At 46.9% G+C, this 21,460-nt stretch carries 22 protein-coding genes and 1 tRNA gene; 10 read left to right on the plus strand and 13 right to left on the minus strand.

The window, feature by feature from the left end; all coding sequences use genetic code 11:
- Nucleotides 1–9 precede the first annotated feature (9 nt).
- The 3 genes from Q1A18_RS15535 to Q1A18_RS15545 form a co-directional block, all read right to left on the minus strand.
- Entirely contained in the window at nucleotides 10–1,956 is a 1,947-nt protein-coding gene (locus Q1A18_RS15535; RefSeq protein WP_299582581.1) for an amylo-alpha-1,6-glucosidase, read from the minus strand.
- A 103-nt stretch (nucleotides 1,957–2,059) separates the two neighbouring features.
- Nucleotides 2,060–3,076: a GSCFA domain-containing protein gene (locus tag Q1A18_RS15540; RefSeq protein WP_299582584.1), complete on the minus strand. Its 1,017-nt coding sequence runs from the start codon at nucleotides 3,074–3,076 to the stop codon at nucleotides 2,060–2,062.
- A 1-nt stretch (nucleotide 3,077) separates the two neighbouring features.
- A complete protein-coding gene (locus Q1A18_RS15545) occupies nucleotides 3,078–5,090 on the minus strand; it encodes an alpha amylase C-terminal domain-containing protein (protein WP_299582587.1) in 2,013 nt (670 codons plus the stop codon).
- Nucleotides 5,091–5,281: 191 nt separating this feature from the next.
- On the opposite strand from Q1A18_RS15545, the gene Q1A18_RS15550 reads away from it, so the two are divergent.
- Entirely contained in the window at nucleotides 5,282–7,228 is a 1,947-nt protein-coding gene (locus Q1A18_RS15550) for a glycoside hydrolase family 3 N-terminal domain-containing protein (protein ID WP_299582590.1), read from the plus strand.
- A 200-nt stretch (nucleotides 7,229–7,428) separates the two neighbouring features.
- Here Q1A18_RS15550 and Q1A18_RS15555 read toward each other — a convergent pair whose 3' ends face one another.
- Both Q1A18_RS15555 and Q1A18_RS15560 read right to left on the minus strand, forming a co-directional pair.
- On the minus strand, nucleotides 7,429–7,800 hold the full coding sequence (locus Q1A18_RS15555; protein WP_299582593.1) for an endonuclease domain-containing protein: 372 nt from the start codon (nucleotides 7,798–7,800) through the stop codon (nucleotides 7,429–7,431).
- Between the two features lie 288 nt (nucleotides 7,801–8,088).
- On the minus strand, nucleotides 8,089–8,313 hold the full coding sequence (locus Q1A18_RS15560) for a hypothetical protein (protein WP_299582596.1): 225 nt from the start codon (nucleotides 8,311–8,313) through the stop codon (nucleotides 8,089–8,091).
- A gap of 436 nt (nucleotides 8,314–8,749) precedes the next feature.
- On the opposite strand from Q1A18_RS15560, the gene Q1A18_RS15565 reads away from it, so the two are divergent.
- Nucleotides 8,750–9,307 carry a YkgJ family cysteine cluster protein gene (locus Q1A18_RS15565; RefSeq protein WP_299582599.1) on the plus strand — a complete coding sequence of 186 codons (558 nt, stop codon included), beginning with the start codon at nucleotides 8,750–8,752 and terminating at the stop codon, nucleotides 9,305–9,307.
- A 118-nt stretch (nucleotides 9,308–9,425) separates the two neighbouring features.
- The gene (locus Q1A18_RS15570) at nucleotides 9,426–9,905 is read left to right on the plus strand and encodes a hypothetical protein (protein WP_299582602.1); all 480 of its coding nucleotides are present in this window, start codon (nucleotides 9,426–9,428) and stop codon (nucleotides 9,903–9,905) included.
- 100 nt (nucleotides 9,906–10,005) lie between these two features.
- Here Q1A18_RS15570 and Q1A18_RS15575 read toward each other — a convergent pair whose 3' ends face one another.
- Nucleotides 10,006–11,145, minus strand: coding sequence for a hypothetical protein (locus Q1A18_RS15575; RefSeq protein WP_299582605.1), 1,140 nt, complete (start codon nucleotides 11,143–11,145; stop codon nucleotides 10,006–10,008).
- 175 nt (nucleotides 11,146–11,320) lie between these two features.
- Complete coding sequence (gene purT / locus Q1A18_RS15580) at nucleotides 11,321–12,517, minus strand: formate-dependent phosphoribosylglycinamide formyltransferase (protein WP_299582608.1); 1,197 nt, start codon at nucleotides 12,515–12,517, stop codon at nucleotides 11,321–11,323.
- Nucleotides 12,518–12,780: 263 nt separating this feature from the next.
- Between purT and Q1A18_RS15585 the strand changes: the two genes are divergently transcribed.
- Nucleotides 12,781–13,344, plus strand: a complete 564-nt coding sequence (locus Q1A18_RS15585) for a Crp/Fnr family transcriptional regulator (RefSeq protein ID WP_299582611.1) — start codon at nucleotides 12,781–12,783, stop codon at nucleotides 13,342–13,344.
- A 62-nt stretch (nucleotides 13,345–13,406) separates the two neighbouring features.
- Entirely contained in the window at nucleotides 13,407–13,985 is a 579-nt protein-coding gene (locus Q1A18_RS15590; protein WP_299582614.1) for an NAD(P)H-dependent oxidoreductase, read from the plus strand.
- Nucleotides 13,986–14,193: 208 nt separating this feature from the next.
- On the opposite strand, the gene Q1A18_RS15595 is transcribed toward Q1A18_RS15590, so the two are convergent.
- Nucleotides 14,194–15,150 (minus strand): DsbA family protein, encoded by a 957-nt coding sequence (locus Q1A18_RS15595; protein WP_299582617.1) that lies wholly within the window; start codon nucleotides 15,148–15,150, stop codon nucleotides 14,194–14,196.
- 135 nt (nucleotides 15,151–15,285) lie between these two features.
- Between Q1A18_RS15595 and Q1A18_RS15600 the strand changes: the two genes are divergently transcribed.
- Nucleotides 15,286–15,597: a helix-turn-helix domain-containing protein gene (locus Q1A18_RS15600; RefSeq protein ID WP_299582620.1), complete on the plus strand. Its 312-nt coding sequence runs from the start codon at nucleotides 15,286–15,288 to the stop codon at nucleotides 15,595–15,597.
- Nucleotides 15,598–15,607: 10 nt separating this feature from the next.
- Here Q1A18_RS15600 and Q1A18_RS15605 read toward each other — a convergent pair.
- The 4 genes from Q1A18_RS15605 to Q1A18_RS15620 form a co-directional block, all read right to left on the minus strand.
- Nucleotides 15,608–15,679 (minus strand) — tRNA-Gly (locus tag Q1A18_RS15605).
- A 75-nt stretch (nucleotides 15,680–15,754) separates the two neighbouring features.
- Complete coding sequence (queG, locus tag Q1A18_RS15610; protein ID WP_299582623.1) at nucleotides 15,755–16,723, minus strand: tRNA epoxyqueuosine(34) reductase QueG; 969 nt, start codon at nucleotides 16,721–16,723, stop codon at nucleotides 15,755–15,757.
- A gap of 276 nt (nucleotides 16,724–16,999) precedes the next feature.
- Nucleotides 17,000–17,305 (minus strand): iron-sulfur cluster assembly protein, encoded by a 306-nt coding sequence (locus Q1A18_RS15615; protein ID WP_299582627.1) that lies wholly within the window; start codon nucleotides 17,303–17,305, stop codon nucleotides 17,000–17,002.
- 12 nt (nucleotides 17,306–17,317) lie between these two features.
- On the minus strand, nucleotides 17,318–17,740 hold the full coding sequence (locus tag Q1A18_RS15620) for a SufE family protein (protein ID WP_299582630.1): 423 nt from the start codon (nucleotides 17,738–17,740) through the stop codon (nucleotides 17,318–17,320).
- Nucleotides 17,741–17,958: 218 nt separating this feature from the next.
- On the opposite strand from Q1A18_RS15620, the gene rbr reads away from it, so the two are divergent.
- From rbr to trxA, 4 genes are all read left to right on the plus strand, one after another.
- Nucleotides 17,959–18,534 (plus strand): rubrerythrin, encoded by a 576-nt coding sequence (rbr, locus tag Q1A18_RS15625; RefSeq protein ID WP_299582633.1) that lies wholly within the window; start codon nucleotides 17,959–17,961, stop codon nucleotides 18,532–18,534.
- 141 nt (nucleotides 18,535–18,675) lie between these two features.
- Nucleotides 18,676–19,329: a Crp/Fnr family transcriptional regulator gene (locus tag Q1A18_RS15630; RefSeq protein WP_299582636.1), complete on the plus strand. Its 654-nt coding sequence runs from the start codon at nucleotides 18,676–18,678 to the stop codon at nucleotides 19,327–19,329.
- 75 nt (nucleotides 19,330–19,404) lie between these two features.
- On the plus strand, nucleotides 19,405–19,623 hold the full coding sequence (locus tag Q1A18_RS15635) for a DUF6132 family protein (RefSeq protein WP_299582639.1): 219 nt from the start codon (nucleotides 19,405–19,407) through the stop codon (nucleotides 19,621–19,623).
- Entirely contained in the window at nucleotides 19,610–19,909 is a 300-nt protein-coding gene (trxA, locus tag Q1A18_RS15640; RefSeq protein WP_299582642.1) for a thioredoxin, read from the plus strand. The genes Q1A18_RS15635 and trxA overlap by 14 nt, the downstream gene beginning before the upstream one ends.
- A gap of 159 nt (nucleotides 19,910–20,068) precedes the next feature.
- On the opposite strand, the gene Q1A18_RS15645 is transcribed toward trxA, so the two are convergent.
- Complete coding sequence (locus Q1A18_RS15645) at nucleotides 20,069–21,289, minus strand: cysteine desulfurase (protein ID WP_299582645.1); 1,221 nt, start codon at nucleotides 21,287–21,289, stop codon at nucleotides 20,069–20,071.
- Nucleotides 21,290–21,460: the final 171 nt, after the last annotated feature.

Raw genomic sequence — 21,460 nt, forward strand, 5'->3', positions numbered from 1 at the left:
GTTTTTCAGTTATTCGATAAATTTAAGAGCCATTTTATAGGCACGAATCAAGGCAGAAACACTCCAGGCCTGCGATATCGCTCCCTTCCCTTTGTGTGGCGGATTACCATTATAATTCTCAGGAATGGTACCAATACAATGCTCTGTCATTTCTTCTTCAAACCCCTCAATTATTTTTTTGACAAAGGGCAAACCACCTCTTTTATGAATTTTCAGGTACCCCTCAACAAAAAACTGCAACAACCAGGGCCAAACCGTTCCCATGTGCAATGTTTTCTCCCGCTCAGCCACACTTCCAGCACAAATTCCCTCATAGTCATTGCTCTCGGGCGACAAAGTCCGCAAGCCTCTGGGTGTTAACAGCTGTTGCTTGGCAACACTGAGGATTTGTTTTTGCTTTTCCCGATCCAAAGGGCTGTAGTCAAGCGCTGCGGCAATGACCATGTTGGGGCGAACCGACCAGTCTTTCTTATCGCCTCGCACGCTGTCGGCCAAATAGCCATGTTCTTCGCACCAGAATTCCTGAATGAAGGAATCAGCGATCTGCTTGGGCAAAGCCTCCCACTCTTTCACAAAGGCCTTGTCGCCCACAGCCTGCGCCAGTTCAAGGGCAAAGCAAATTGTGTTGTACCATAAAGCATTCACCTCAACAGGCATGCCGGCACGTTGTACCACCGGCTTTCCGCCAACATAAGAATCCATCCACGTCAAGGCCATGTTTTCAGCTTCCCCTTCAATCAAGCCCAAGTGGTTCATCCGAATGTTGAAGTTGGTTCCATTGCGATAAGCATCCAGAATTTGTTTCATCGCCTGCCCGTACTTTTCCCAGATATAATTGCTGTTTTTCACCTCATTGGCATATTGTTGCAAGGCCCAGAAAAACCAAAGTGGCGTATCCATGCAATGGTAGGCCGGGTGTTTCTTTCCATTCACACAGGGAAACAAGCCATCTTTAAGGTACTTCAACTGGGTGTCAACCACGGCTTCAAACAAGTCTGTCTTTTCCAGGTCAAGCGTCAGGCCGGGCAACGCAACAAAGGTTTGGCGTGGCATGTAGCCATACCAGGGGAAACCGGCCACCAGATCCGCCGTTTGTCCTTTGAATACAAAGAACTGCTGTCCGGCATTCACCAGGCTGCCAATAAAGGTATCACGGGGATGTCGTTTATTGAGCTCACGCGTAAACCGGGTTTTCAAAGCATTGGCATTCACTTCGCTGGTAGAGGCTGAGAAAACAATGCTTTCTCCTTTTTCTATCGGCACTTCAAAATAACCCGGCACAAATAAATCTTCCTGATAATCATATCCCCTGTTTTTCTCTTTCAGGTATTCAATATTGTTGTACCAGTCGGGAACAGCGACGAACTCGGCTGTTTTTGAAAATTGCATGTGTAAAAACGGATAGCCCTCATACAATTTCATCTTTATTCCGTTGGGCACCTTCTGATACTTGGTATTGGCATACAGGTTGGCCTTACTCAACTGATGCACACTTCGAAACGCCAAAAAAGGCTTAAACCTCAACACGGTAGGCGAACTGGCCTCCTTAAGCGTGTATCGGGTGAGTACCTGCTGCCCCTCCGGAACCAAAATTCGCTCCTTATGAAGAATGACCCCGCCAACCCGAAACGTTGTTTTGGGGATGCGGTCAATCACAAAGTCGCGGATGTATTTATGTCCCTTGGGCTCATAATAATCATCGCCATATTTGTGAATTCCCAGGTTGAATTCAGCACCACGCTGAACAACGGTCTCATCAAAAGCTGAGAGCAGCACATGCCGGTCTCCGTCCAGTTCATCCAGCGGACAAACCAGCAGTCCATGGTATTTTCGGGTGTTGCATCCGGAAATAGTTGTACTTACATACGAACCTGTCCGATTGGACCGGAGTACTTCTCTTGACAGGGAATACTCCAGGTTCACTAAACGACTTTTATCAAATTTCAGGTAGCTCATAGTTCCAGACTTTGGGCTTTATCAATTGAGTAATTTCTATTTGTCTGAACAGGCGATCAGAAAGCCAGCGAGGCTATGCACAAATGTAAAGAAAGAAACCGGTTCATTTACCGGCTCTCTGCTGATAACCAATCCATTCCTGTTCAAAGTGTTTTTTTTCACTTTCTAAATTAAGAAAAGGAAAAATTTCCAATAATTTACTGATCTCTTTTAAGTTATATAACAGGAATTTCGCGTAAGCCTGAGCATCTTCATTTTGCGGACGATGCTCGCGGGCCTTCACAATCTTCATTACCTTTTTATTGACTTCCAGGCTTTCCTTGCTCAGCATTTTTGAGCAGAACTTTTGCCAGATGTGCTCTACCGCCTGCTCACTAATATGCAACATATCAGGCGCATAAAACCGATAATCACGTAGTTCATCCATCACAATCTCGTAGGATGGGAAGTAGGCGCATTGCTCTTCTCCGAAGCCGGTTACCAACCGGTCGATGGCCAGCAACAAGGTGGCTTTGCTAAGCTGATTCTCCACGGCACCATCTTTCCAGTGGCGTATTGGACTGACTGTGAAGAGGATCTTTAAGTTTGGGTTAAATTTCCAAAGCGCTAAAATCAGCTCCCGGTATTCTTCCACAATTTCGCCCGGCGTCAGGCGAAGTCGCTTAAAATCAGCAGCCGGCAACTTGTGGCAGTTTGACACGATTTCGCCGGTTCGTTTCAACTCATAAATCCAGGCAGTCCCCATCGAAAGAATCAAAAAATCGCTTGTTTTCAAATGCGCTGCCGACTGAGCAATTTGCCGGTTCATACCATCCAGCGCTTCCTGCTTATCGGTAGAAGAAAAGCGGCTGTGATGGTCAAAACTGTGCCACACGCCCTGGTGCTCAAATAAGTCGTCGGCGGTATATTGTTTTTCCTCCATCAGCAAGCGAAGACTTTTGGCCAACGATTGCGGATTGTATAAAATTCCAAAGGGATTCAGATCCACCTGAAACTTGAGCCGCTGCATTTTTAGCCCAATATTTTCAGCAAAACAGGATCCAGCCATCATCAGCTTCGACTGATGATTAATCTCCCATCCAAAATCTTTTAATTTAACTTCTGTAAAAAACTGATTCATATTATCGTATTCGTTTAAACGCCTCTCTTCTTAAAACCAAGGCTGTTCGTGCTGGTAAGTAGAGATGCAAATAGTGCTGACTCGCGAAGCCGGCTGACGGCCGCGTAAAATAAGTCATTCGTTGGTCAATGCGTTCCTGTCCTCCAAAGCGTTCCTCATCGGTTGTGAAAATAATCTTGAATTTAGACGGCTCAAAAGGAATTCCATAGTCGGTAAAAGACTGGGTTGGATGAAAATTGAAAACCATCAGGAAGTCGCCCCGCTGGTAACTCAAAATCTTATCCATCTTATTGTCATAACGCCAATTCACTTCCGGAGTTTCCAGCAAATGCTCCTGCCGTACCCACTGCATCATCACCTGGTCAAAATCAGCCAACAAGTGGTAACGCAGCTCCGTGTCATCGGTCAAACTCCAGATTCGTCGGGCATGCTTGTACGACCAGTCATTTCCCTGCCGGGGAAAATCAATCCACTCGGGATGCCCAAACTCATTGCCCATAAAATTGAGGTAAGCGCCGCCGGCACAGGTCACCGTGGCCAGCCTTATCATTTTATGCAAAGCCATTCCCCGGTCAACAATCATGTTCGGCTGATCTTTCCGCATGCTGTAATACATTTCCTTGTCGAGCAAACGGAAGATCAGAGTCTTGTCACCCACCAGTGCCTGATCATGCGACTCGGCATAACTCACCACCTTCTCGTCCATACGCTTCGAGGTGAGCTCATGAAAAATCTGCCCCATATCCCAGTTATCATCCGGCACTTCCTTAATCAGCTTGATCCAAAAATCGGGCACGCCCATAGCCATCCGATAGTCAAAGCCATAGCCTCCCTCATCAATGGGCGTGGCCAGCCCGGGCATGCCACTCATTTCTTCGGCAATCGACAGCGCGTTGGAAGCCACTTCGTGAATCAGCTTGTTGGCCAGGTAGAAATAACTGACCGCTTCTGGGTCCACGCCTCCATCATAGTAATCGTCATATTTGGTAAAGGCTTTACCCAGCCCATGATCGAAATACAACATGCTGGTTACCCCATCAAAGCGAAAGCCATCAAACTTAAAGTCTTCAAGCCAGTAGCGAATGTTGGACAGCAGAAAATGCAAGACTTCATTTTTGCCGTAGTTGAAGCAGTAAGAATCCCACGCCGGATGCTCGCCCTTGGCGCCGGAATGAAAAAACTGATAGCGGGTACCATCGTAGTTACCGAGGCCCTCCATTTCATTCTTTACCGCATGCGAGTGGACCAGGTCAATAATAATCGCCAGCCCCATGCCATGCGCTTCATCAATCAGTTGTTTCAACTCTTCGGGCGTACCAAAACGCGAGGAAGGCGCAAAAAAACTGGAAACATGGTAACCAAAACTTCCGTAGTACGGATGTTCCGGTATCGCCATCAACTGCACCGTGTTGTATCCGGCAGCTTTGATTCGAGGTAAAACCTGCTCGCGAAATTCATTGTACGTGTGTACCCGTTCTTCTTCGCCGGCCATGCCAATATGGCTTTCATAAATCAGCGGCGCTTCATCGGTTCGTTTGTAATCCGGGTGCTTCCATTCAAAATCCTTCTCCTGAATCCACACCTGTGCATTGAAAATCTTGGTGTGCTCATCCTGCACCACACGCTTGCTCCAGGCCGGAATTCGTTTTCCACTTCCTCCATTCCAGTGCATGGAAAAGGCATACAACTGCCCGTGACTCAACTGCTCTTCCCCCAACACCAGTTCCCAGCCTCCATCACCAATCCGGTTCAAGCGGTAGGCTTCCTGCTCTTCCCAGTTGTTGAATTCGCCAATCATAAAAATCTGCGAGGCATTGGGGGCCCAATCGCGAATCACCCATCCGTCTGTTGTTTTATGCAAACCATACCAATGATGTCCGCTGGCAAAGTCGCGCAAGGAGCCTTGCTGCGTGAGTTCTTCTTCTTTTTCGCGGGCTTGATTCAGGCGTTCCACAATAACCGCGGCATGCGGCTCCAGGTATCGGTCGTTTTTTACTAGCTGAGGTAATTCCATAGTTGAATGCTTTCTCTAAAGATAAAAAATTGCGCGATAGCTTACCCTAAAGTCACTTTTAAATCAACAATAAATTATTCATCCATGTTTTCTGAAGAATTAACCAAAACCTATTATTGAACAGTCGATAAAATTTCATCCACAACTTAATTCCGCTTATCTTATACAACAAAAGCTGAATGGATGCCAACATGAAAACACTATTTAAAGCCACACTCTATTTTGTATTGATCGCCCTTGGAATCATCCTGGTGGCCACCCTCATTTTTAACAGCTATTACAGGCTGGTGAACAAGCGAGCGGAAAAAGAACTGCAGGCAGTATCCTTATTAACTGTTGACGGGCTTCAGTTTCGTGACCTGAATAAGAACGGAAAGCTTGATCCTTATGAAGACCGCCGCCAGCCGGTGGAGGTTCGGGGGGACGATATTCTGAAACAAATGACACTGGAAGAAAAAGTTGGTTTGATGTGGCATCCGCCAATTGGCATTGACGACGGAGGTGAGCTTCAAGCCAAGCCCAGCATCCTCAGCCCGGTTTCGACCTACGACGCCATCATCCACCGAAAGCTTAATCATTTCAACCTGTTTGCGGTTCCCGGAACACGGGAGCTGGCACTCTGGTCGAACAAAATCCAGCAACTGGCCGAGAAAACACGGCTGGGCATTCCGGTAAGCATCAGCACCGACCCGCGACACGGCATTCAACCCGATACCGACCTATTGGGGGGAAACTGGTCGAGATGGCCGGCCCCCATTGGGCTGGCAGCTACCCGCGACTCGGCGCTGGTGGTTGAGTTTGGACGCATCGCCAGCCAGGAATACCGTGCCGTAGGCATCCGGACAGCCCTTCACCCCATGGCCGACCTGGCTACCGACCCGCGCTGGGCCCGCATCAACGGCACCTTTGGCGAAGATGCCCAGCTGGCAGCCCAAATGACCGCCGCTTATATTTACGGCTTTCAGGGCGATGAGCTGGGCCCCAACAGTGTGGCCTGCATGACCAAGCACTGGCCAGGTGGCGGCCCCCAGGAAAACGGCGAAGATGCCCACTTTCACTATGGCAAAAACCAGGTTTACCCCGGCAACAATTTCAAGTATCATTTAATTCCGTTTCAGGCTGCCTTAAAAGCCAACACGGCCATGATCATGCCCTATTACGGCATTGCGGTGGACCAGACCAATGAAAATGTGGGCATGAGCTTCAACAAGGAAATCATTACCAAGCTGCTGCGCGAAGAATACGGATACGATGGCGTGGTATGTACCGACTGGGGCATCATTGAAGGGTTTTCGTTTCTGGGGTACGAATTGGTGGAAGCCAAAAACTGGGGCGTGGAGAAACTTCCGGTTGAAGAGCGGATTGCCAAGGTCATTCGTGCCGGTGTTGACCAGTTTGGCGGCAACATGCATACCCGCCAGCTGCTTCGGCTGGTCCGGAAAGGCGAAATTTCAGAAAATCGAATTGATGAATCGGCCCGCCGCTTGCTACGCGCCAAATTTGTGCTGGGCTTGTTCGACGATCCTTTTGTTGATCCGGACCGCGCGGTTGAGATTGTCAACCAGGAAGCCTTTGCCGCCAAGGGGAAGTTAGCCCAGCGTCGATCACTGGTGCTGCTGAAAAACAAAGCAAACGCTACAGGCACGCCGATCCTTCCGCTGCAAAAAGGAATTAAGGTGTACACCGAGAATATTGCTCCCGCAGCAATCTCAAACTATGCCCAGCCAGCCAAACTGGATGAAGCTGATGTGGCCATCCTGCGCCTGAGAACGCCTTTCGAAGAGCGGGATGACGATTTCATGGAGAATAAGTTCCACCAGGGAAACCTGAATTTCCCCGAACCCGAGCTGTCCCGGATCCTGAAGATCATACAGCAAAAACCCACCATTATTTGCCTGTATATGGACCGCCCGCCGGTGATTCCCGAAATCAACCGCCAGTGCAGTGGCCTGCTCGCCGACTTTGGCGCCCAGGATGATGCCGTGCTGGATGTTTTATTTGGAAACTACACCCCAACAGGAAAGCTGCCTTTCGAAGTGCCATCGTCCATGGAAGCAGTAAGCGCCCAAAAGGAAGACCTGCCCTACGACTCAAAAGACCCCTTGTTTCCCTTTGGCTTTGGACTGACTTACGAGTGAGGAAGAGTGACAGTTGATAGTTATCAGTTCCTGAGTGCATGAGTACATGAGGATTTGGACTCATACGTTTGTCGATTTTTAATGACTTTTGTGAACATCACCTACTCCTTTCTCCTCCTGCCAAGGAGGAGTCCTTTCGCCCAACGCGAAAGGGAGGTGGTTGTTGGGAATTTTAGTTCGGAGTGCATAAGTCAGTTAAATTACTTTTTTGCTTTTCGCTCCTTAACTTTCTCAATTTCCTCAATAATATCCTGTGGGTATTCATAAACCCAGCGATTTTCAAAATGAAGAACTTCAATCCCATTCTGTTTCATAAATGCGTCTCGTTCACGATCTTTCTCTTCAGCATGGTATCCGGCGTGCGTTTCTCCATCCAGTTCAATGGCCAGCTGAAGTCCTGGGCAATAAAAATCAAGGATGTAGTTTCCAATAGAATGCTGCCGTCTGAATTTTAGCTTAGCAACTTGTTTGTTTTTTAGCAGTTTCCACAAGCTTGCTTCAGCAGCCGTTGAATGACTACGTAAGCCTTTGCGGTAATTCTTCAGGTAGTTATGGTTATTAAGCCTGACCATTTTTTTTATTGAAGTTCTGAAAATTACGGGAATTAGTCAAGCTCCTTATTTGCTGCAAGTTTTGACCACCCCGTCCCCGACAAGTCGGGGCCACCCCTCCTTGGCAGGCGGGGAAATGGGCCTGAGGCGAACAGCAAGGGTTCGAAACTAGATGCATATGTTTGTTTGTCTGGGACACTGTCGGATTATATTGGCTTTAGTAAACATCACCTACTCCTTTCTCCTCCTGCCAAGGAGGAGTACTTTCGCCCAACGCGAAAGGGAGGTGGTTATTGTAAAGCTCATGCTTCATCCATTCAAGGCTTTTAATCGGAAGATCCCGAAACCCTTGATTTTACTGTCCCCCAGCCAGGTCGGACCCTCCACAGCCTCAATTGATGCTCCCATCGCCCAATTTTTTGATTCAATTGGCAATTTTTTCTTTCCATTGGTCAATTTTCTGAATTCATTGGCTGCATTGACAGCTTCATTGCCCACTTTTTTTGACTCCCTCGGGGAAATGATTGCTTCCATTGGCCATTTTTCAAATTTAATCGGGGAAATTTCCGCTCCAACTGGCTATTGCTTTGATTTAATTGGTCGGAGTAAGGGCCTCATTGGCAATTTTTCAAAGCCGGCTGGCAAACTCAACCCGCCACGTGCTCTTTTCTTTGGTTTAATTGCAGGAAGGCGGTATTCACAAAGATTGTCAACTATTTAGAACGAAAACAAAGTACGCTTACCGACACATACATTTAGTAAAGTTTTGTAACTTGATCAGCGAACCTAAAATGACCTAAACGAAAGAATATGAACACGAATAAGCGCTCCCCTCTAATTTGTGAGCCAGCCCTAAAAAGTTTTTCGACAAAACAAAAAAAGCAATCCGAATAATAGCGGGATATATGTACCTGGTAAATATACACAGACGTTATAGCCTACTTAACAACCAGCAACGACAAATACACCTATGACAACAAACGATGATCAGCGAAAAATAAGTTTCATTTCTTCTTTCTATTCGCAGATCGATGAAAAAGTAAATTATTTTGAAAATTGTTGCCAAAAGGGATGTTCATATTGTTGCCATCAATCAATAGAAGTATTTTCAATGGAAAGAGTATTGATTGGTAAATATATTAAAGACAGTATTTCAAGAGCACTATTCTCTAAAATAAAAAGTAACCTAAATAATTGGTTAGATTACTTTGATAAACAAACACAAAATAAAACTGAGTTGGCAATGAACAACGATTATCCTGCATTCCGAGAACAAATTGTAAAAGATAAGATACCATGTCCTTTTTTAGTTGACAATCTTTGTTCAATCTATCCTGTTCGACCAATGACCTGTAGAACTCATTTTGTCCAAAACTCGCCACAACTATGTGCAAAAGACGGATTGAGAAATCCGTGCAAGATTTCAACAAACATAAGAGATGCCAGTGTTCTATATATGACAACCCATACAACATCAGAGATTTACTTACTGCCTATTACTGTAATTGAATTCTTTGAGGAAAACTAAGCCAATTCAGAAAATAAAAACAATTCAAAGTATTTAGTATACTTTATAGCGATTACAGTGGTATGCACGGGCGGGCTCCAGGACTAGTAAACAACAAACCAATCCATTATCAATTAAAATGAGAACAAGCTTAAAATTGATTTTAATTCTGATTTCTTATTTATTCGTCTCTTGTTCTGAGGATATCTCTCATCAAATGATCGGTGAATGGAAAGTTTCGGATATGAGGGTCACTATGAAAAATGTACCCGAACAGTTACTTACAAATGCGAAGACCTTATCGCTTGCTACGAGCTATCAATTTAAAAATGACGGGCAATATTGTATGACCATTTCTAAAAACTCGTTAGAGCATGGACGAAAGCATAAAGGTGAAATGATCCTTGATCCTAAAAACAATCAAATTCATTTAAAAACAGACTCCTTACTGGTAGAGAAAAACGGCAACTGGGCGCTGATTGAAAAAAATGATTTGAATCGTCCTCTGTTTCAATCCATGTCTCTGAAAATTGAACAAATCACTTCAAATCAAATGATTCTATCAGAAAAAGAAAGCAACGGTGTGATTTATTACACCTTAGACCGAATCAATGAATAATGCCTTTGCTCGACACGGGGCGACGTTGTAGTACCATAACGATTAAGCCATTACCTGTTCAAACTCAGCTAGACGTCTATAAACACCAGCAGGGTAAAGCCTATTGACTGCCGGATTCTTTGTCTTTTCTCTGTCGCAGGCGCATACGGCCCAGGCTGTACCCCAGGGCAAAGGGAACGCCAAACAAGACACACACCAGCAAAATGACATACACAATCACCTGGCGGATTAGTTTCACCAGGCCGTCGGTGGCTGTTTCAATCATGCTGTTGCCGGTTTGTTCCAACTCCTTGGTGAGGATGGCCCGCTGTTCATCGAAATAAATCTGCAGGGAGTCGCGTTGTACATCCAGTTTTTCAAGGGCATTGGTCAGGGTGGCGTTCATGGAAAACACCAGGGGCGACAATTCCTCACTCATCCGCACCGCAATAATTCCCATCATCTCGGGCGACTCTTCGGCAATGGTGGCCAGGTTGTCGAGCAAAAGCGCCAGACTGTCGGCCCGCGCCAGCAGTTTCTCGTCAAGATCACCTTGCTCCCACCAAATCGACATGCGGTCTTTTTCCCATTCCAGGGTATTGCCCAGCTGGTTTTGGTAGCGTCCCAGGCGATCGCCAAAATCGGCCCAAACTTCGGCCTGGGTTCCAATGGTTCGGGTGTAGGCCGTATCGGGAAGTTCCAAATGGTCGAGCAGCGGGTTCAAGGTTTTGGGGGCTTGGGTGGAGAAGCCCGGCAAGGGATGAGCCATCGCGTAACTTTCCGCAAATGCTTTGAGCTTGCGGTATTCGGCGCCATCGTTAATTTTCCGCGCCATTTCATCCATCTTATGGGCAATCCGTTGGGTGGTTCCACGGGCCCGGTAGCCATAGTCTCCGAGCAAAGAATCGGCCTGCGTGTCCATCAATTGCTTCCACTGCAGGCTCAACACCCACACATCGGTTAAGGAGCTCTCCGGAATGGTTTGATAGCCCGCCTTGGTGTAAGCTGTTCCTGCATTCATTTTCCACCGAATGGCATTGATTTGGTACAAGGGTGCATGAGCCGTTTCGGCAATGATGGAGTCGGCTGTTTTCTCAATGTCGTCGCCAATTTCCTCCACAAAATTGCGGACCAAAATACGGGTGGTTAACTGGCGGGCCGTTAAAGGCTCGGCGTCAGTTTCAATACTAAACTTTAAAAGCGAGCAATTGCTAAACAGGATGCTGATCGCTATGAAAAGAGTTATACGGAGTAGCTTCATACTTTTTTCGCAAAGTTATATGATTTCATGGCTTGAAACAATGCCCGGACAAGCACCAGGAATGGCAGGAAGTGCGGGCTAAAACAGGAATCTGCCAAGTGATCCAACCAGCTGACCGCTAAAAAAAGCAGACCCGAAACCGGATCTGCTTGCTGATGGTATTTTGAAAATGCATTTACAATTTCACAACGACAGAAGCGCTGGCGCGGTTGGCTTTCTCGCGGGCTTCGTCAACCGAGTTGGCACGGGCCAGACAAACTCCCATGCGGCGCTCGCCCTGAACTCCGGGCTTTCCGAAAAGGCGCACCTGCGTATCGGTTTCTTGAAGCACTTCGCCCAGGTTGCCAAAAGCCACTTGGGTCGACTCGCCTTTAACCATGATGACGCTGCTGGCTGACGGACCATGAAAATGAATGTTTGGAATGGGTAAGCCAAGCACGGCTCTTGCGTGCAGGGCAAATTCGCTTAAATCCTGCGAAATCATGGTCACCATGCCGGTATCGTGTGGGCGTGGCGACAGCTCGCTGAAATAGACCTGGTCATTTTTAATGAAGAATTCAACACCAAACAGGCCATAGCCTCCCAGTGCTTCCACAACAGCCTTGGCAATGCGCTGGGCTTCGCTCAGGGCTTTATCGGTCATCACTTGCGGCTGCCACGATTCCTGGTAGTCGCCACCTTCCTGGCGGTGTCCAATGGGTTCGCAAAACGAAACGCCATCCACATGACTGATGGTCAACAGGGTAATTTCGTAATCGAAGTCAACAAAACCTTCCACAATCACGCGGTCGCTTTTTCCACGGCCTCCTTCCAACGCATAGTTCCACGCTTGATCTATGTCGGCGGCACTTTTAACCACGCTCTGTCCTTTGCCCGACGAGCTCATGATGGGTTTTACCACACAAGGAAAACCAATGGCTTCAATAGCCGCATCAAACTCTTCCTTGCTTCCTGCAAAACGGTAAGGCGAAGTTGAAAGGCCCAGTTTTTCAGCTGCCAGCGTCCGGATTCCTTCGCGGTTCATGGTCAGCTTGGTCGCATTGGCTGTGGGAATAACGTTGAAACCTTCCTTTTCCAGCTCAATCAGCGTGTCGGTAGCAATGGCCTCCACTTCGGGAATGATGTAATCCGGTTTTTCGCTGCGAATAATTTCGGCCAGCTTCTCGCCATCCAGCATGGAGGCAACATACGAGCGGTCGGCGACCTGCATGGCCGGCGCATTTTCGTAGCTGTCCACGGCAATCACTTCCAGCCCATAACGCTGAAATTCAATAACCACTTCTTTTCCCAATTCACCCGAGCCAAGCATCAAGGCTTTGGTTGCTGTTGCAGAAAACGGAGTTCCTATGATTCTTTCGGTTTTAGTTCCCATTGTTTTGATTTTTTTTGAAAGCGCAAAAATAGTGTTATTTCTGAAAAAGAAGGGCTTTCCGGCAGCCTGTTTACCCACCGGGAGCGATCTTAATTTAAACTTTAAGTTGCCATTGCTCAGCTCGTTTTCATGGCCTTCTCCACATTCAAAAACCATCCCTGCCTGTTGACTGTTTCTATACTTTTGTTGAAAAATCCCATTCGCCGAGTCTTCTTATTTGCCCGCTTATACGTAGATTCGAAGAAAAATAGTCCAACAGCCGCATGAAAGAGTACCTCCAGTCGTTTAATTTGCTGACAAAGGAAGAAATTGATTCGTTTGAACGCCAGGTTACCTGCAAGCACCTGAAAAAAGGTGAGTATTTTATCCGCGAAGGGAAGATTTGCAAGGAAGTGGCTTTCGTGCGTCAAGGCGTATTCCGGTCCTACTACCACTCCTCGTCCGGCGAAGAGATCACTTATTGTTTTACCTTTTCCAACGCGTTCCTCACGGCCTATTCTTCCTTATTGTCTCAGGCTGAAACGGCCGAAAACATCCAGGCGCTCACTGATGTGGAGCTGTACTCCATCTCCAGGACAGCCCTATTAAAGCTGGAAGCGTCCAGCCCCAACTGGGTGAAGCTACTCAAGCTTATTGCTGAGGAGCAATACATCAAACTGGAAAAGCGTATCTTCATTTTGCAAAAAGAAACGGCCGAAAAGCGCTATGAAGACTTGCTTAACAACAAGCCGGAACTGCTGCAGCTCATCCCGCTTAACTACCTGGCATCCTACCTGGGCATTACCCAGCGGCACTTGAGCCGAATCAGAAAGTCCTTGTCGAATTAGACAAATGTCCTTCGCCGGCATTGGTTTCGCCCCTTTCTTTGTCAGAAAAATAAGACATCGCCATGAAACACGTTTTAATCATCAACGGGCATCCCGACAAAGAAAGCTACAACCATGCCCTGGCAGAAGCCTACCTGGAAGGGGCCCGCAAAACCAAGGCCGTAATCTCGCAGATTCATATTTCGGATTTGGACTTCAACCCCAACCTGAAGTTTGGGTACCGCAAACGAACCGAACTGGAGCCAGATTTAACCGAAGCCCTGGCAAAAATAAAAGCCGCCGATCATCTTGTTTGGGTTTTCCCGATGTGGTGGTCCGGCTACCCGGCACTCCTCAAAGGATTTATCGACCGGCTTTTTCTTCCGGGAATAACCTTTCAGCCCGTGAAAGGGAAGCCCCTGCCCCAGAGGCTGCTAAAAGGGAAAAGCGCCCGGATCATTCTGACAGCAGATTCTCCCCAATGGTACGATTACCTGTTTATGAAAAGGCCAGCCATTAACCAATTCAAAAAAGGCACCCTGGAGTTCTGCGGAATTAAGCCCGTTAAGGTAAGCTACATTGGACCGGTTAAAGACAGCAGTGCCAGCTATCGCGAAAAATGGCTGACTAAAGTAGGCCTGCTGGGCGAGCAATTGAAATAAGTCAGCAAGCACCTGAACCTTAATCCGGAAAACCGGACACAGGGAGTTTCCCAAAAGATCAAGTTCTTTTGGGAAACTTCTCTTTATCTCTTCGGAAAAAGTACTTTATCTTTTCAGGAACTTCTCTTTATCTTTTCGGCAAAAGCTCTTTATCTTTTTGCAAAAAGTATTTGATGATTTTTCAAACTTCTCTTGTTCTTTTGCTGTTTCAGGCTTGCTTTCGAGTCCACAGCACACCACTTTTAATGACCGTTTTTTCCAACTCCTGCTGGTCGGCCAGTTGCTGCAACAGCGCTTCGCTGGCCTCCCTGCTTTGTCCGCTTAGTTCAGTAAACTCGCGGGTGGTCAGGGTCGGAAACTGATCGAACAAAGCGTTCCACGATTGATCGTAGTCCTTTTTCACCGCTTCCGGATGACTGTCGACAACGGCCTTTTCAAACATTTCATAGGGCTTAAACCCGATAATCACATGCTGCTCTTTGCCTTCACCGGAAATCAACAGCGTAGGAAAGCCCTTAACACCAAGCTCGCGGGCCAACTCCCGATCCCGGGCAAACAGCTCTTCCCCCTGCCCGTCCACATCGGCCTGAAGCTGGTCCACATCCAGCCCGCTTTGCTGAGCGGCAACAGCCATCGTTTCCCACCGGGCAATGTTTTTCTTTTCCACAAAAACCATCTCCCGCAACCGTCTTAAAAACTGAAGGGCCTTGGTTTCATCCTGCAACTGCGCCGCCTTAAAAGCAACCGACGGCGGAAAAGAAGAATGCAACGGATCTTCCAGCCAAATGTCTCCATCAATAGGCATGTCGAAATAACTGCTCAGTTCGTCCCAGTGGTGAGCCACATCCGACGGCTTACTTATTCCGCCACGGTTGTAGTTCCAGTCGGGAAGCAAGCCTCCCATGCGGTACTCCAGTTCCACCTCATCGCCATACTGCAGCATCAGCTTTCGCAAATGCGGTTCAATGCCCCAGCAAAAAGAGCAAATCGGATCGGAGAAGCAGATGATTTTTACCGGTTTCTTACCGGCCAAGCGATTGGTCTGCTTGCTTTGCAGAGGCTCCTCCGGCAGGCCACATACTCCAAGCACGGGATCACAAACCAAGGGGTTATTCTTTTTTTCTTCCATATCATTTTTGATTTCAATGCCTGTAAAAGGCTTCATTTAAGTGACTATTTCAAATTTCCAACACCCGAACAATTTGGCGTTCTGTTCGTTTGGATAGGTTCTATCAGCTGATGAATCTCACAGTTGCAAAAATGTTTTTTTTAAAGATACCAGTCAATAAGTCAGAAAAATATGACTACTACAAACGCCTGTAATACCGATGGAAATTGCCCGGCTGAGGGCCTGTTGAAACAGCTTTCGGGCAAGTGGAAACCCCAGATTTTTCGATTGGCCGCTGAAGGGCCGGTTCGTTTCAATGCCCTTTTACGCCAGTTGGAAGGCGCAAACAAGCAATCCATTGCGGTGGCACTGCGCGAACTTGAAAGCGGGGAAATACTGGAGAAAGTGGTTGTCCGGGAGAAACCCCTGCACATTGAATACCATTTATCGGAGAAAGGAAAATCGCTGCTTCCTGTTTTCAAAACACTGGAAACCCTGCTGTAGGATACTACAGAGCGGGAAACGGGGATCGAACCCGCGACCCTCAGCTTGGGAAGCTGATGCTCTACCACTGAGCTACTCCCGCCTGCTTACGCGAACTTGTTCAAATGTAGTTCATTTTCAAATCCGTTGGATCACCGAGCATCGTTTTTTTGTGGTTTTAATCTTCGGAAGCGCGGCTTTCCTTTGGATCGACAGCCTGTTCAATAAAGCGTAGGTTGCGCTTCAGCCCTTCAAACTTGGTACGCTTAACGGCTGATTTTCGAAACAACTCGTTAAACATCGGACGCTCCATCTCCTGCCAATCCTGACGGGTAAGTGACAACAGTTGCGGATGAGGCTCAAAATCGGGCTCCTGATGGGACTCTGATTTCAGGTTCCAGGGACACACATCCTGGCAAATATCGCAGCCAAACACCCGGTTCTTGAATTGTCCTTTTAGCGTTTCATCCAGTTCTCCTTTCAGCTCAATGGTTTGATAAGAAATGCAACGCCGGGCATCCACCACCCGCGGAGCCACAATTGCCTGCGTAGGACAAGCATCAATACAACGGGTACAAGTACCACAGTGGTCACGCACCTGACGCGTGTCGGGTTCCAGCTCCAGGTCGACAATCAGCTCTCCAATAAAAAAGAAGCTGCCATGCTCTACCGAAATCAGGTTGGTGTGCTTGCCTACCCAGCCCAGTCCGGCTTTGGCAGCCCACGCCTTATCCAGCACCGGAGCCGAATCCACAAACGGACGTCCGTTGCAAGGCGCCAGTTCTTCCTGAATAAAGTTCATCAAGGCATTCAGCTTGTCTTTCAGCACAAAATGATAGTCTTTGCCATAAGCGTACTTCGAAAGTACCGGTGCATCAGCCTCCTGCTGTTGGGTGCCGGGAAAGTAATTCAGCAAAACGGAAATCACCGACTGTGCCCCCTCCACAATCAGGCGCGGGTCCAGGCGCATATCAACATGACGGGCCATATAGCCCATTTCGCCATGCATGCCCTCATGCAGCCAGCGTTCCAGCCGGGGTCTCTCCTCGTCCAGTTGCTCTGCCCTGGAAATCCCACAATCCAGAAACCCCAGTTCGCGGGCTTTGGCTTTTATTTTTTCTGAAAATATTTTTTGTGCTGTGCTCATACAAGGCTTAAATCTATAAACAAGTACGCTAAATTGAAACTCTTTGGCTTTAAATCGAAGGATATCAAGAACAAAGCTGGGTAGCCTACCCTTGGTTAATATCTCCTGCCTGCTCTACCACAAAAACACTCCGCATCGCTTGCCACATGTTGCTTGTAGAGGTTATCAACAATTTGTTCATAACTTCAAATTCAGCGCCTTGGCGACAAAAAAAGGGTTCAGCTAACTAAAGCTCAACCCTTGCATCCTATTTTGGTTGTTACCGAAAACCTTTTTTTAAAAGAATCCCAGTTCTAAACGGGCTTCTTCACTCATCATCGATTTGTCCCATGGCGGTTCAAAAGTGAGCTCCACATGCGCATCTTCCACTCCATCAACCGACAAAGCAGCCTGCCGGGTATCTTCTACCAGCATATCGGCCACCGGACAGCCCGGAGCAGTCAGGGTCATAATCACAATGGCCTTGTTATTTTCATCCACATCGATGTTATAAATCAGGCCTAAATCGTATATGTTTACCGGAATCTCCGGGTCATAAACTTCTTTTAAGTTCTCAATTATCAAATCTATTCTGGCATCCATAGCGTGTCCTCCTTAGCTTGAAATTCTGTTATAAGCAACAGCATATAACTTAATTTGTTTGATCATGGCCACCAATCCGTTGGAGCGTGTTGGCGACAAATGTTGCTTCAGACCAATGTCATCCACAAAGTGCAAATCGCTCTCCATCAGTTCCTGGGGTGTGCGCCCCGAAACCACGCGCAACAAAAGGGCTACCAAGCCTTTTACAATCACCGCATCACTTTCCCCTTCAAAATAGATTTTACCATCCTTAAACTCGGGTACCAGCCACACCCGCGACTGGCATCCTTTAATCAGATGCTGATCATTTTTTTGTTTTGGGTCCAGGTCCTTTAAATCATTTCCCAACTCAATGAGGTAACTGTATTTATCCATCCAGTCTTCATAAATTGAGAATTCCTCCACAATCTCTTGTTGTATATTTTCTATGGTCATGAGCTTTAGCTTTTAAGGCTGCAAAGGTCGTAATTTTTTTAAGAAACACATAACAAATTAGCGCTCAACTCTTACCGTTTCTTCCAAAAAAATCCGGGATCAGTTGCAGTTTTTTGAATCATTCTAAATATCCCGGTGAATCTTCAATTTACAAACCAATTGATTATCTTCAAACCTCCCAAAAATCAATCACTATAAATCTTTAAATACATCAGAAAATGAATTCAATTGTAGGAACACAAACGGAAAAAAACTTACTAAAGGCCTTTGCCGGTGAGTCGCAAGCCAAAAACCGTTATGAGTTTTTTGCCAAGCAAGCGCGCAAAGAAGGCTTGCAGCAAATTGCTGCCATTTTTGAAGAAACTGCCATTAACGAACAAGCACATGCCAAACGCTTCTTCCGCTTTTTGGAAGGTGGCATGGTTGAAATTACAGCCAGCTATCCGGCCGGTGTTATCGGATCGACTCTGGAAAACCTGAAAGCAGCAGCTGATGGTGAAAACGAGGAGTGGACTGACTTGTACCCTGAGTTTGCCCGTATTGCCGAAGAGGAAGGATTCAAGCAAATTGCTATGGTTTTCAAAACCATTGCTAAAATTGAGAAGCACCACGAAGAGCGCTACCGCAAGCTTTACGAAAACCTGGAAGAAGGTCGGGTGTTTGAGCGCGAGGACAAAGTAATCTGGAAATGCCGGGTTTGTGGCTTGTTGCACGAATCACAACGTCCACCAAAAAAATGTCCTGCCTGCGAGCATGAGCAAGAATATTTCGAAATTGAAGCGACAAACTATTAAGCTCAACTAAAAAAAATCGCCTGCTAAAAAGACAGGAAGACAGTAGCTGAAGGCTTCTGAAGCACGCTCAGCATAACTCGGTCTTTCGATCGCCTTTTGCAGGCGATTTTTTCATTATTCTTGCTATTTTTATGCATATTCATGCCCAACATTCAACACATATTATCCAAGCGCTTCCCGTTTTTTGAAAGCGAGCTCCTGCAGGAAATTGAACAACATGGGGTTGTTCAGGAACTACATGCCGGAGAAGAGATTTTGCGCGAAGGGCAATTCATCAAGTCCTTTCCACTAATCCTGGAAGGAAGCCTGCGGGTAATCCGCCAGGAAGCCGACGGCCGCGAGTTACTCCTTTACTTTCTGAATCCGGGCGAGGTATGCTCCATGGCGCTTACCTGCTGCATGGGCCAGCAGCAAAGCAACATCAGCGCCATTGCTGAGCAGGACAGCCTGATTATTCGCATTCCGGTTGAATTGCTAGACCAATGGATGGTACGCTTTCCCGAGTGGAAGTCGTATGTGATGTACGCCTACCGCAAGCGCTTTGACGAGCTGCTCGATACCATTGATGCCATCGCCTTTCAGAATTTGGACCAACGACTGCGACGCTTTTTTATGACCCGCTTTGAGGCGACCGGTGAAAAACGATACATCGGCAAACACCAGGACATTGCCTACCAACTAAATAGCTCGCGCGAAGTGATTTCACGGCTACTGAAAAAGATGGAACAACAAGGGCTGGTTAAAATCAGCCGAAATGAACTGGACTTCTCCCCGTTAATTAAGCTCAACGCTTAGGGAACTGGCTTATGTGACCCAAGTCACTTGCTGAAAGCAGGCAATCCTATTTCTTTGCTAAAAAATCAGAGTACCATGAAACAATTTTTCCTCAAACATAAATGGCGCATTGCCGGAACGCTCATCGGCGCTTTTGCCGGCTTTTTATATTGGCACTACATTGGCTGTAATTCGGGCACCTGCCCCATCCAGGCCAACTGGCACACCAGCTCTTTGTACGGAGGATTGATGGGCTTTCTGATTAGTGATTTAAAAAAGAAAGAGAAAAAAACAGCAGACGATGGAAAAGTTTAATCAGATTATTCAGGGAAACACGCCGGTGCTGATCGATTTTTCAGCCGAATGGTGTGGCCCGTGTAAAATGATGGCTCCCATACTGAAACAGGTTAAAGAGCAGCTGGGAGAACAGGTTCGTATTTTAAAAATTGATGTGGATAAGAATCAGGAAATTGCCATGAAGTTTCAAATTCGCAATGTTCCTACACTGATGATTTTTCAGAACGGACAACGCAAATGGACCGGAAGCGGCGTTATGCAGGCGGATCAGCTAGTTTCTGTTATCCGGCAAGCCACCGCTTAATTCAAAAAAAACCAATCTATAATACCCCACATAGTAAGAAAATATAGCGTTTAGCTGAGATCGAGAAGTTGATGAAAAGGGGAAAGAAGAAAACAGGGATTCGAAAGGATTCCTGTTTTTGTTTTTTTTACGGTCAACCTCCTGCCTGCAAGCCAACTTCTAACTCAGCATGACAACCAGCTTTTTGAGTGCCTCGATAAACTGGTCAATTTCCTCCAACGTATTGTACACGGCAAATGAAACCCGAATGGTTGCCGGCTGCTGAAAATGATCCATCACCGGATCGGCACACAAGCGGCCAGTGCGAACAGCAATGCCCATCTTGTCCAGCATGGTGCCCAAGTCAAACGGATGGATACCTTCAATATTAAAAGTAATCACGCCTGACTTTTCCTTCTGCGTGCCGAAAATCAGCATCCCAGGAATTGCGTTCATCTTTTGCGTGGCATACTCCAGCAACTGGTGCTCGTAAGCAGCTACTTCGTCCATCGCCAAACTTTGCAAATAGCGAATGGCCTCTCCAAAAGCAATAACTCCAGTAATGTTAGGGGTTCCGGCTTCAAACTTATAGGGCAACTCGTTAAACGAAGTTTTCTGAAAAGTCACTTCCGAAATCATTTCCCCCCCGCTCTGGTAGGGTGGCATTTGGTTCAGCAGCTCCTTTTTTCCGTATAAAACGCCCACCCCGTTGGGGCCATACATTTTGTGGGCTGAGAATACATAAAAATCAGCATCCAGGTCTTGCACATCCACCTTCAAATGCGAAATGGCCTGCGCACCATCAACCAATACCTTTACGCCAGCCTGATGCGCCTTCGCAATAATTTGCTTCACCGGATTGATGGTTCCCAGCGTATTGGCAACATGAGCTACAGCAATCAGCTTGGTTTTGGAAGTCATCAGTTCGTCCAGCTTTTCAATCTCCAATCGGCCATGGTCATCAAAAGGCAAAACAACAATTTTAGCCCCTTTTCGCGCGGCCATCAACTGCCAGGGGACAATGTTGGCATGGTGTTCCATTTCCGAAACAATGATTTCGTCACCCGCATTGACAAAGGCTTCGCCAAACGAAAAAGCCACCAGATTGATGCTCTCCGTGGTGCCTTTGGTAAAAATAATTTCCTCGCGCGAATTGGCTCCAAGCAAGTCTTTCGTCAGGTCGCGAACAGCCTCAAAATCATTGGTGGCCTGGTCGGCCATAAAATGTGCCCCCCGGTGAATATTGCCATAATACTCCAGATGCAACTGCTCCTCCTTTTTTAAAACCGACAGCGCTTTTTGCGAAGAAGCGGCACTATCCAGGTAAACGAGTGGTTTATTATAAACCTGTTGGTCTAATATTGGAAAATCTTTCCGTATGCGGGCAATATCGAGTGTCATGATTGTTTTTGAATTAAATGGAAATTGAGGCCATCCTTGTATCGGTGTTCTCAATACACTAACAGAAGTACAAAACTAATGTTTTTGATTAAACTTTTGAAGTTTACAGCCAGCTGCTCCGTTCCCCGGCTTTTCCCAGGAATTTGCATGTGGCTAAAGCCAAACAACGCT

The sequence above is a fragment of the uncultured Sunxiuqinia sp. genome (genome assembly GCF_947495665.1).
Taxonomy (GTDB): domain Bacteria; phylum Bacteroidota; class Bacteroidia; order Bacteroidales; family Prolixibacteraceae; genus Sunxiuqinia; species Sunxiuqinia rutila.

Excerpts from the sequence above, each read along its gene's own strand:
- Q1A18_RS15585 (WP_299582611.1), top strand. The coding sequence starts at position 12,781 with ATGAAAGAGTACCTCCAGTCGTTTAATTTGCTGACAAAGGAAGAAATT.
- Q1A18_RS15545 (WP_299582587.1), bottom strand. The coding sequence starts at position 5,090 with ATGGAATTACCTCAGCTAGTAAAAAACGACCGATACCTGGAGCCGCAT.
- Q1A18_RS15645 (WP_299582645.1), bottom strand. The coding sequence starts at position 21,289 with ATGACACTCGATATTGCCCGCATACGGAAAGATTTTCCAATATTAGAC.
- Q1A18_RS15570 (WP_299582602.1), top strand. The coding sequence starts at position 9,426 with ATGAGAACAAGCTTAAAATTGATTTTAATTCTGATTTCTTATTTATTC.
- queG (WP_299582623.1), bottom strand. The coding sequence starts at position 16,723 with ATGAGCACAGCACAAAAAATATTTTCAGAAAAAATAAAAGCCAAAGCC.
- trxA (WP_299582642.1), top strand. The coding sequence starts at position 19,610 with ATGGAAAAGTTTAATCAGATTATTCAGGGAAACACGCCGGTGCTGATC.
- Q1A18_RS15550 (WP_299582590.1), top strand. The coding sequence starts at position 5,282 with ATGAAAACACTATTTAAAGCCACACTCTATTTTGTATTGATCGCCCTT.
- Q1A18_RS15600 (WP_299582620.1), top strand. The coding sequence starts at position 15,286 with ATGACTACTACAAACGCCTGTAATACCGATGGAAATTGCCCGGCTGAG.
- Q1A18_RS15575 (WP_299582605.1), bottom strand. The coding sequence starts at position 11,145 with ATGAAGCTACTCCGTATAACTCTTTTCATAGCGATCAGCATCCTGTTT.
- Q1A18_RS15635 (WP_299582639.1), top strand. The coding sequence starts at position 19,405 with ATGAAACAATTTTTCCTCAAACATAAATGGCGCATTGCCGGAACGCTC.
- Q1A18_RS15630 (WP_299582636.1), top strand. The coding sequence starts at position 18,676 with ATGCCCAACATTCAACACATATTATCCAAGCGCTTCCCGTTTTTTGAA.
- Q1A18_RS15560 (WP_299582596.1), bottom strand. The coding sequence starts at position 8,313 with ATGGAAGCAATCATTTCCCCGAGGGAGTCAAAAAAAGTGGGCAATGAA.
- Q1A18_RS15540 (WP_299582584.1), bottom strand. The coding sequence starts at position 3,076 with ATGAATCAGTTTTTTACAGAAGTTAAATTAAAAGATTTTGGATGGGAG.
- Q1A18_RS15590 (WP_299582614.1), top strand. The coding sequence starts at position 13,407 with ATGAAACACGTTTTAATCATCAACGGGCATCCCGACAAAGAAAGCTAC.
- Q1A18_RS15535 (WP_299582581.1), bottom strand. The coding sequence starts at position 1,956 with ATGAGCTACCTGAAATTTGATAAAAGTCGTTTAGTGAACCTGGAGTAT.
- purT (WP_299582608.1), bottom strand. The coding sequence starts at position 12,517 with ATGGGAACTAAAACCGAAAGAATCATAGGAACTCCGTTTTCTGCAACA.
- Q1A18_RS15595 (WP_299582617.1), bottom strand. The coding sequence starts at position 15,150 with ATGAAGCCTTTTACAGGCATTGAAATCAAAAATGATATGGAAGAAAAA.
- rbr (WP_299582633.1), top strand. The coding sequence starts at position 17,959 with ATGAATTCAATTGTAGGAACACAAACGGAAAAAAACTTACTAAAGGCC.
- Q1A18_RS15620 (WP_299582630.1), bottom strand. The coding sequence starts at position 17,740 with ATGACCATAGAAAATATACAACAAGAGATTGTGGAGGAATTCTCAATT.
- Q1A18_RS15555 (WP_299582593.1), bottom strand. The coding sequence starts at position 7,800 with ATGGTCAGGCTTAATAACCATAACTACCTGAAGAATTACCGCAAAGGC.
- Q1A18_RS15615 (WP_299582627.1), bottom strand. The coding sequence starts at position 17,305 with ATGGATGCCAGAATAGATTTGATAATTGAGAACTTAAAAGAAGTTTAT.
- Q1A18_RS15565 (WP_299582599.1), top strand. The coding sequence starts at position 8,750 with ATGACAACAAACGATGATCAGCGAAAAATAAGTTTCATTTCTTCTTTC.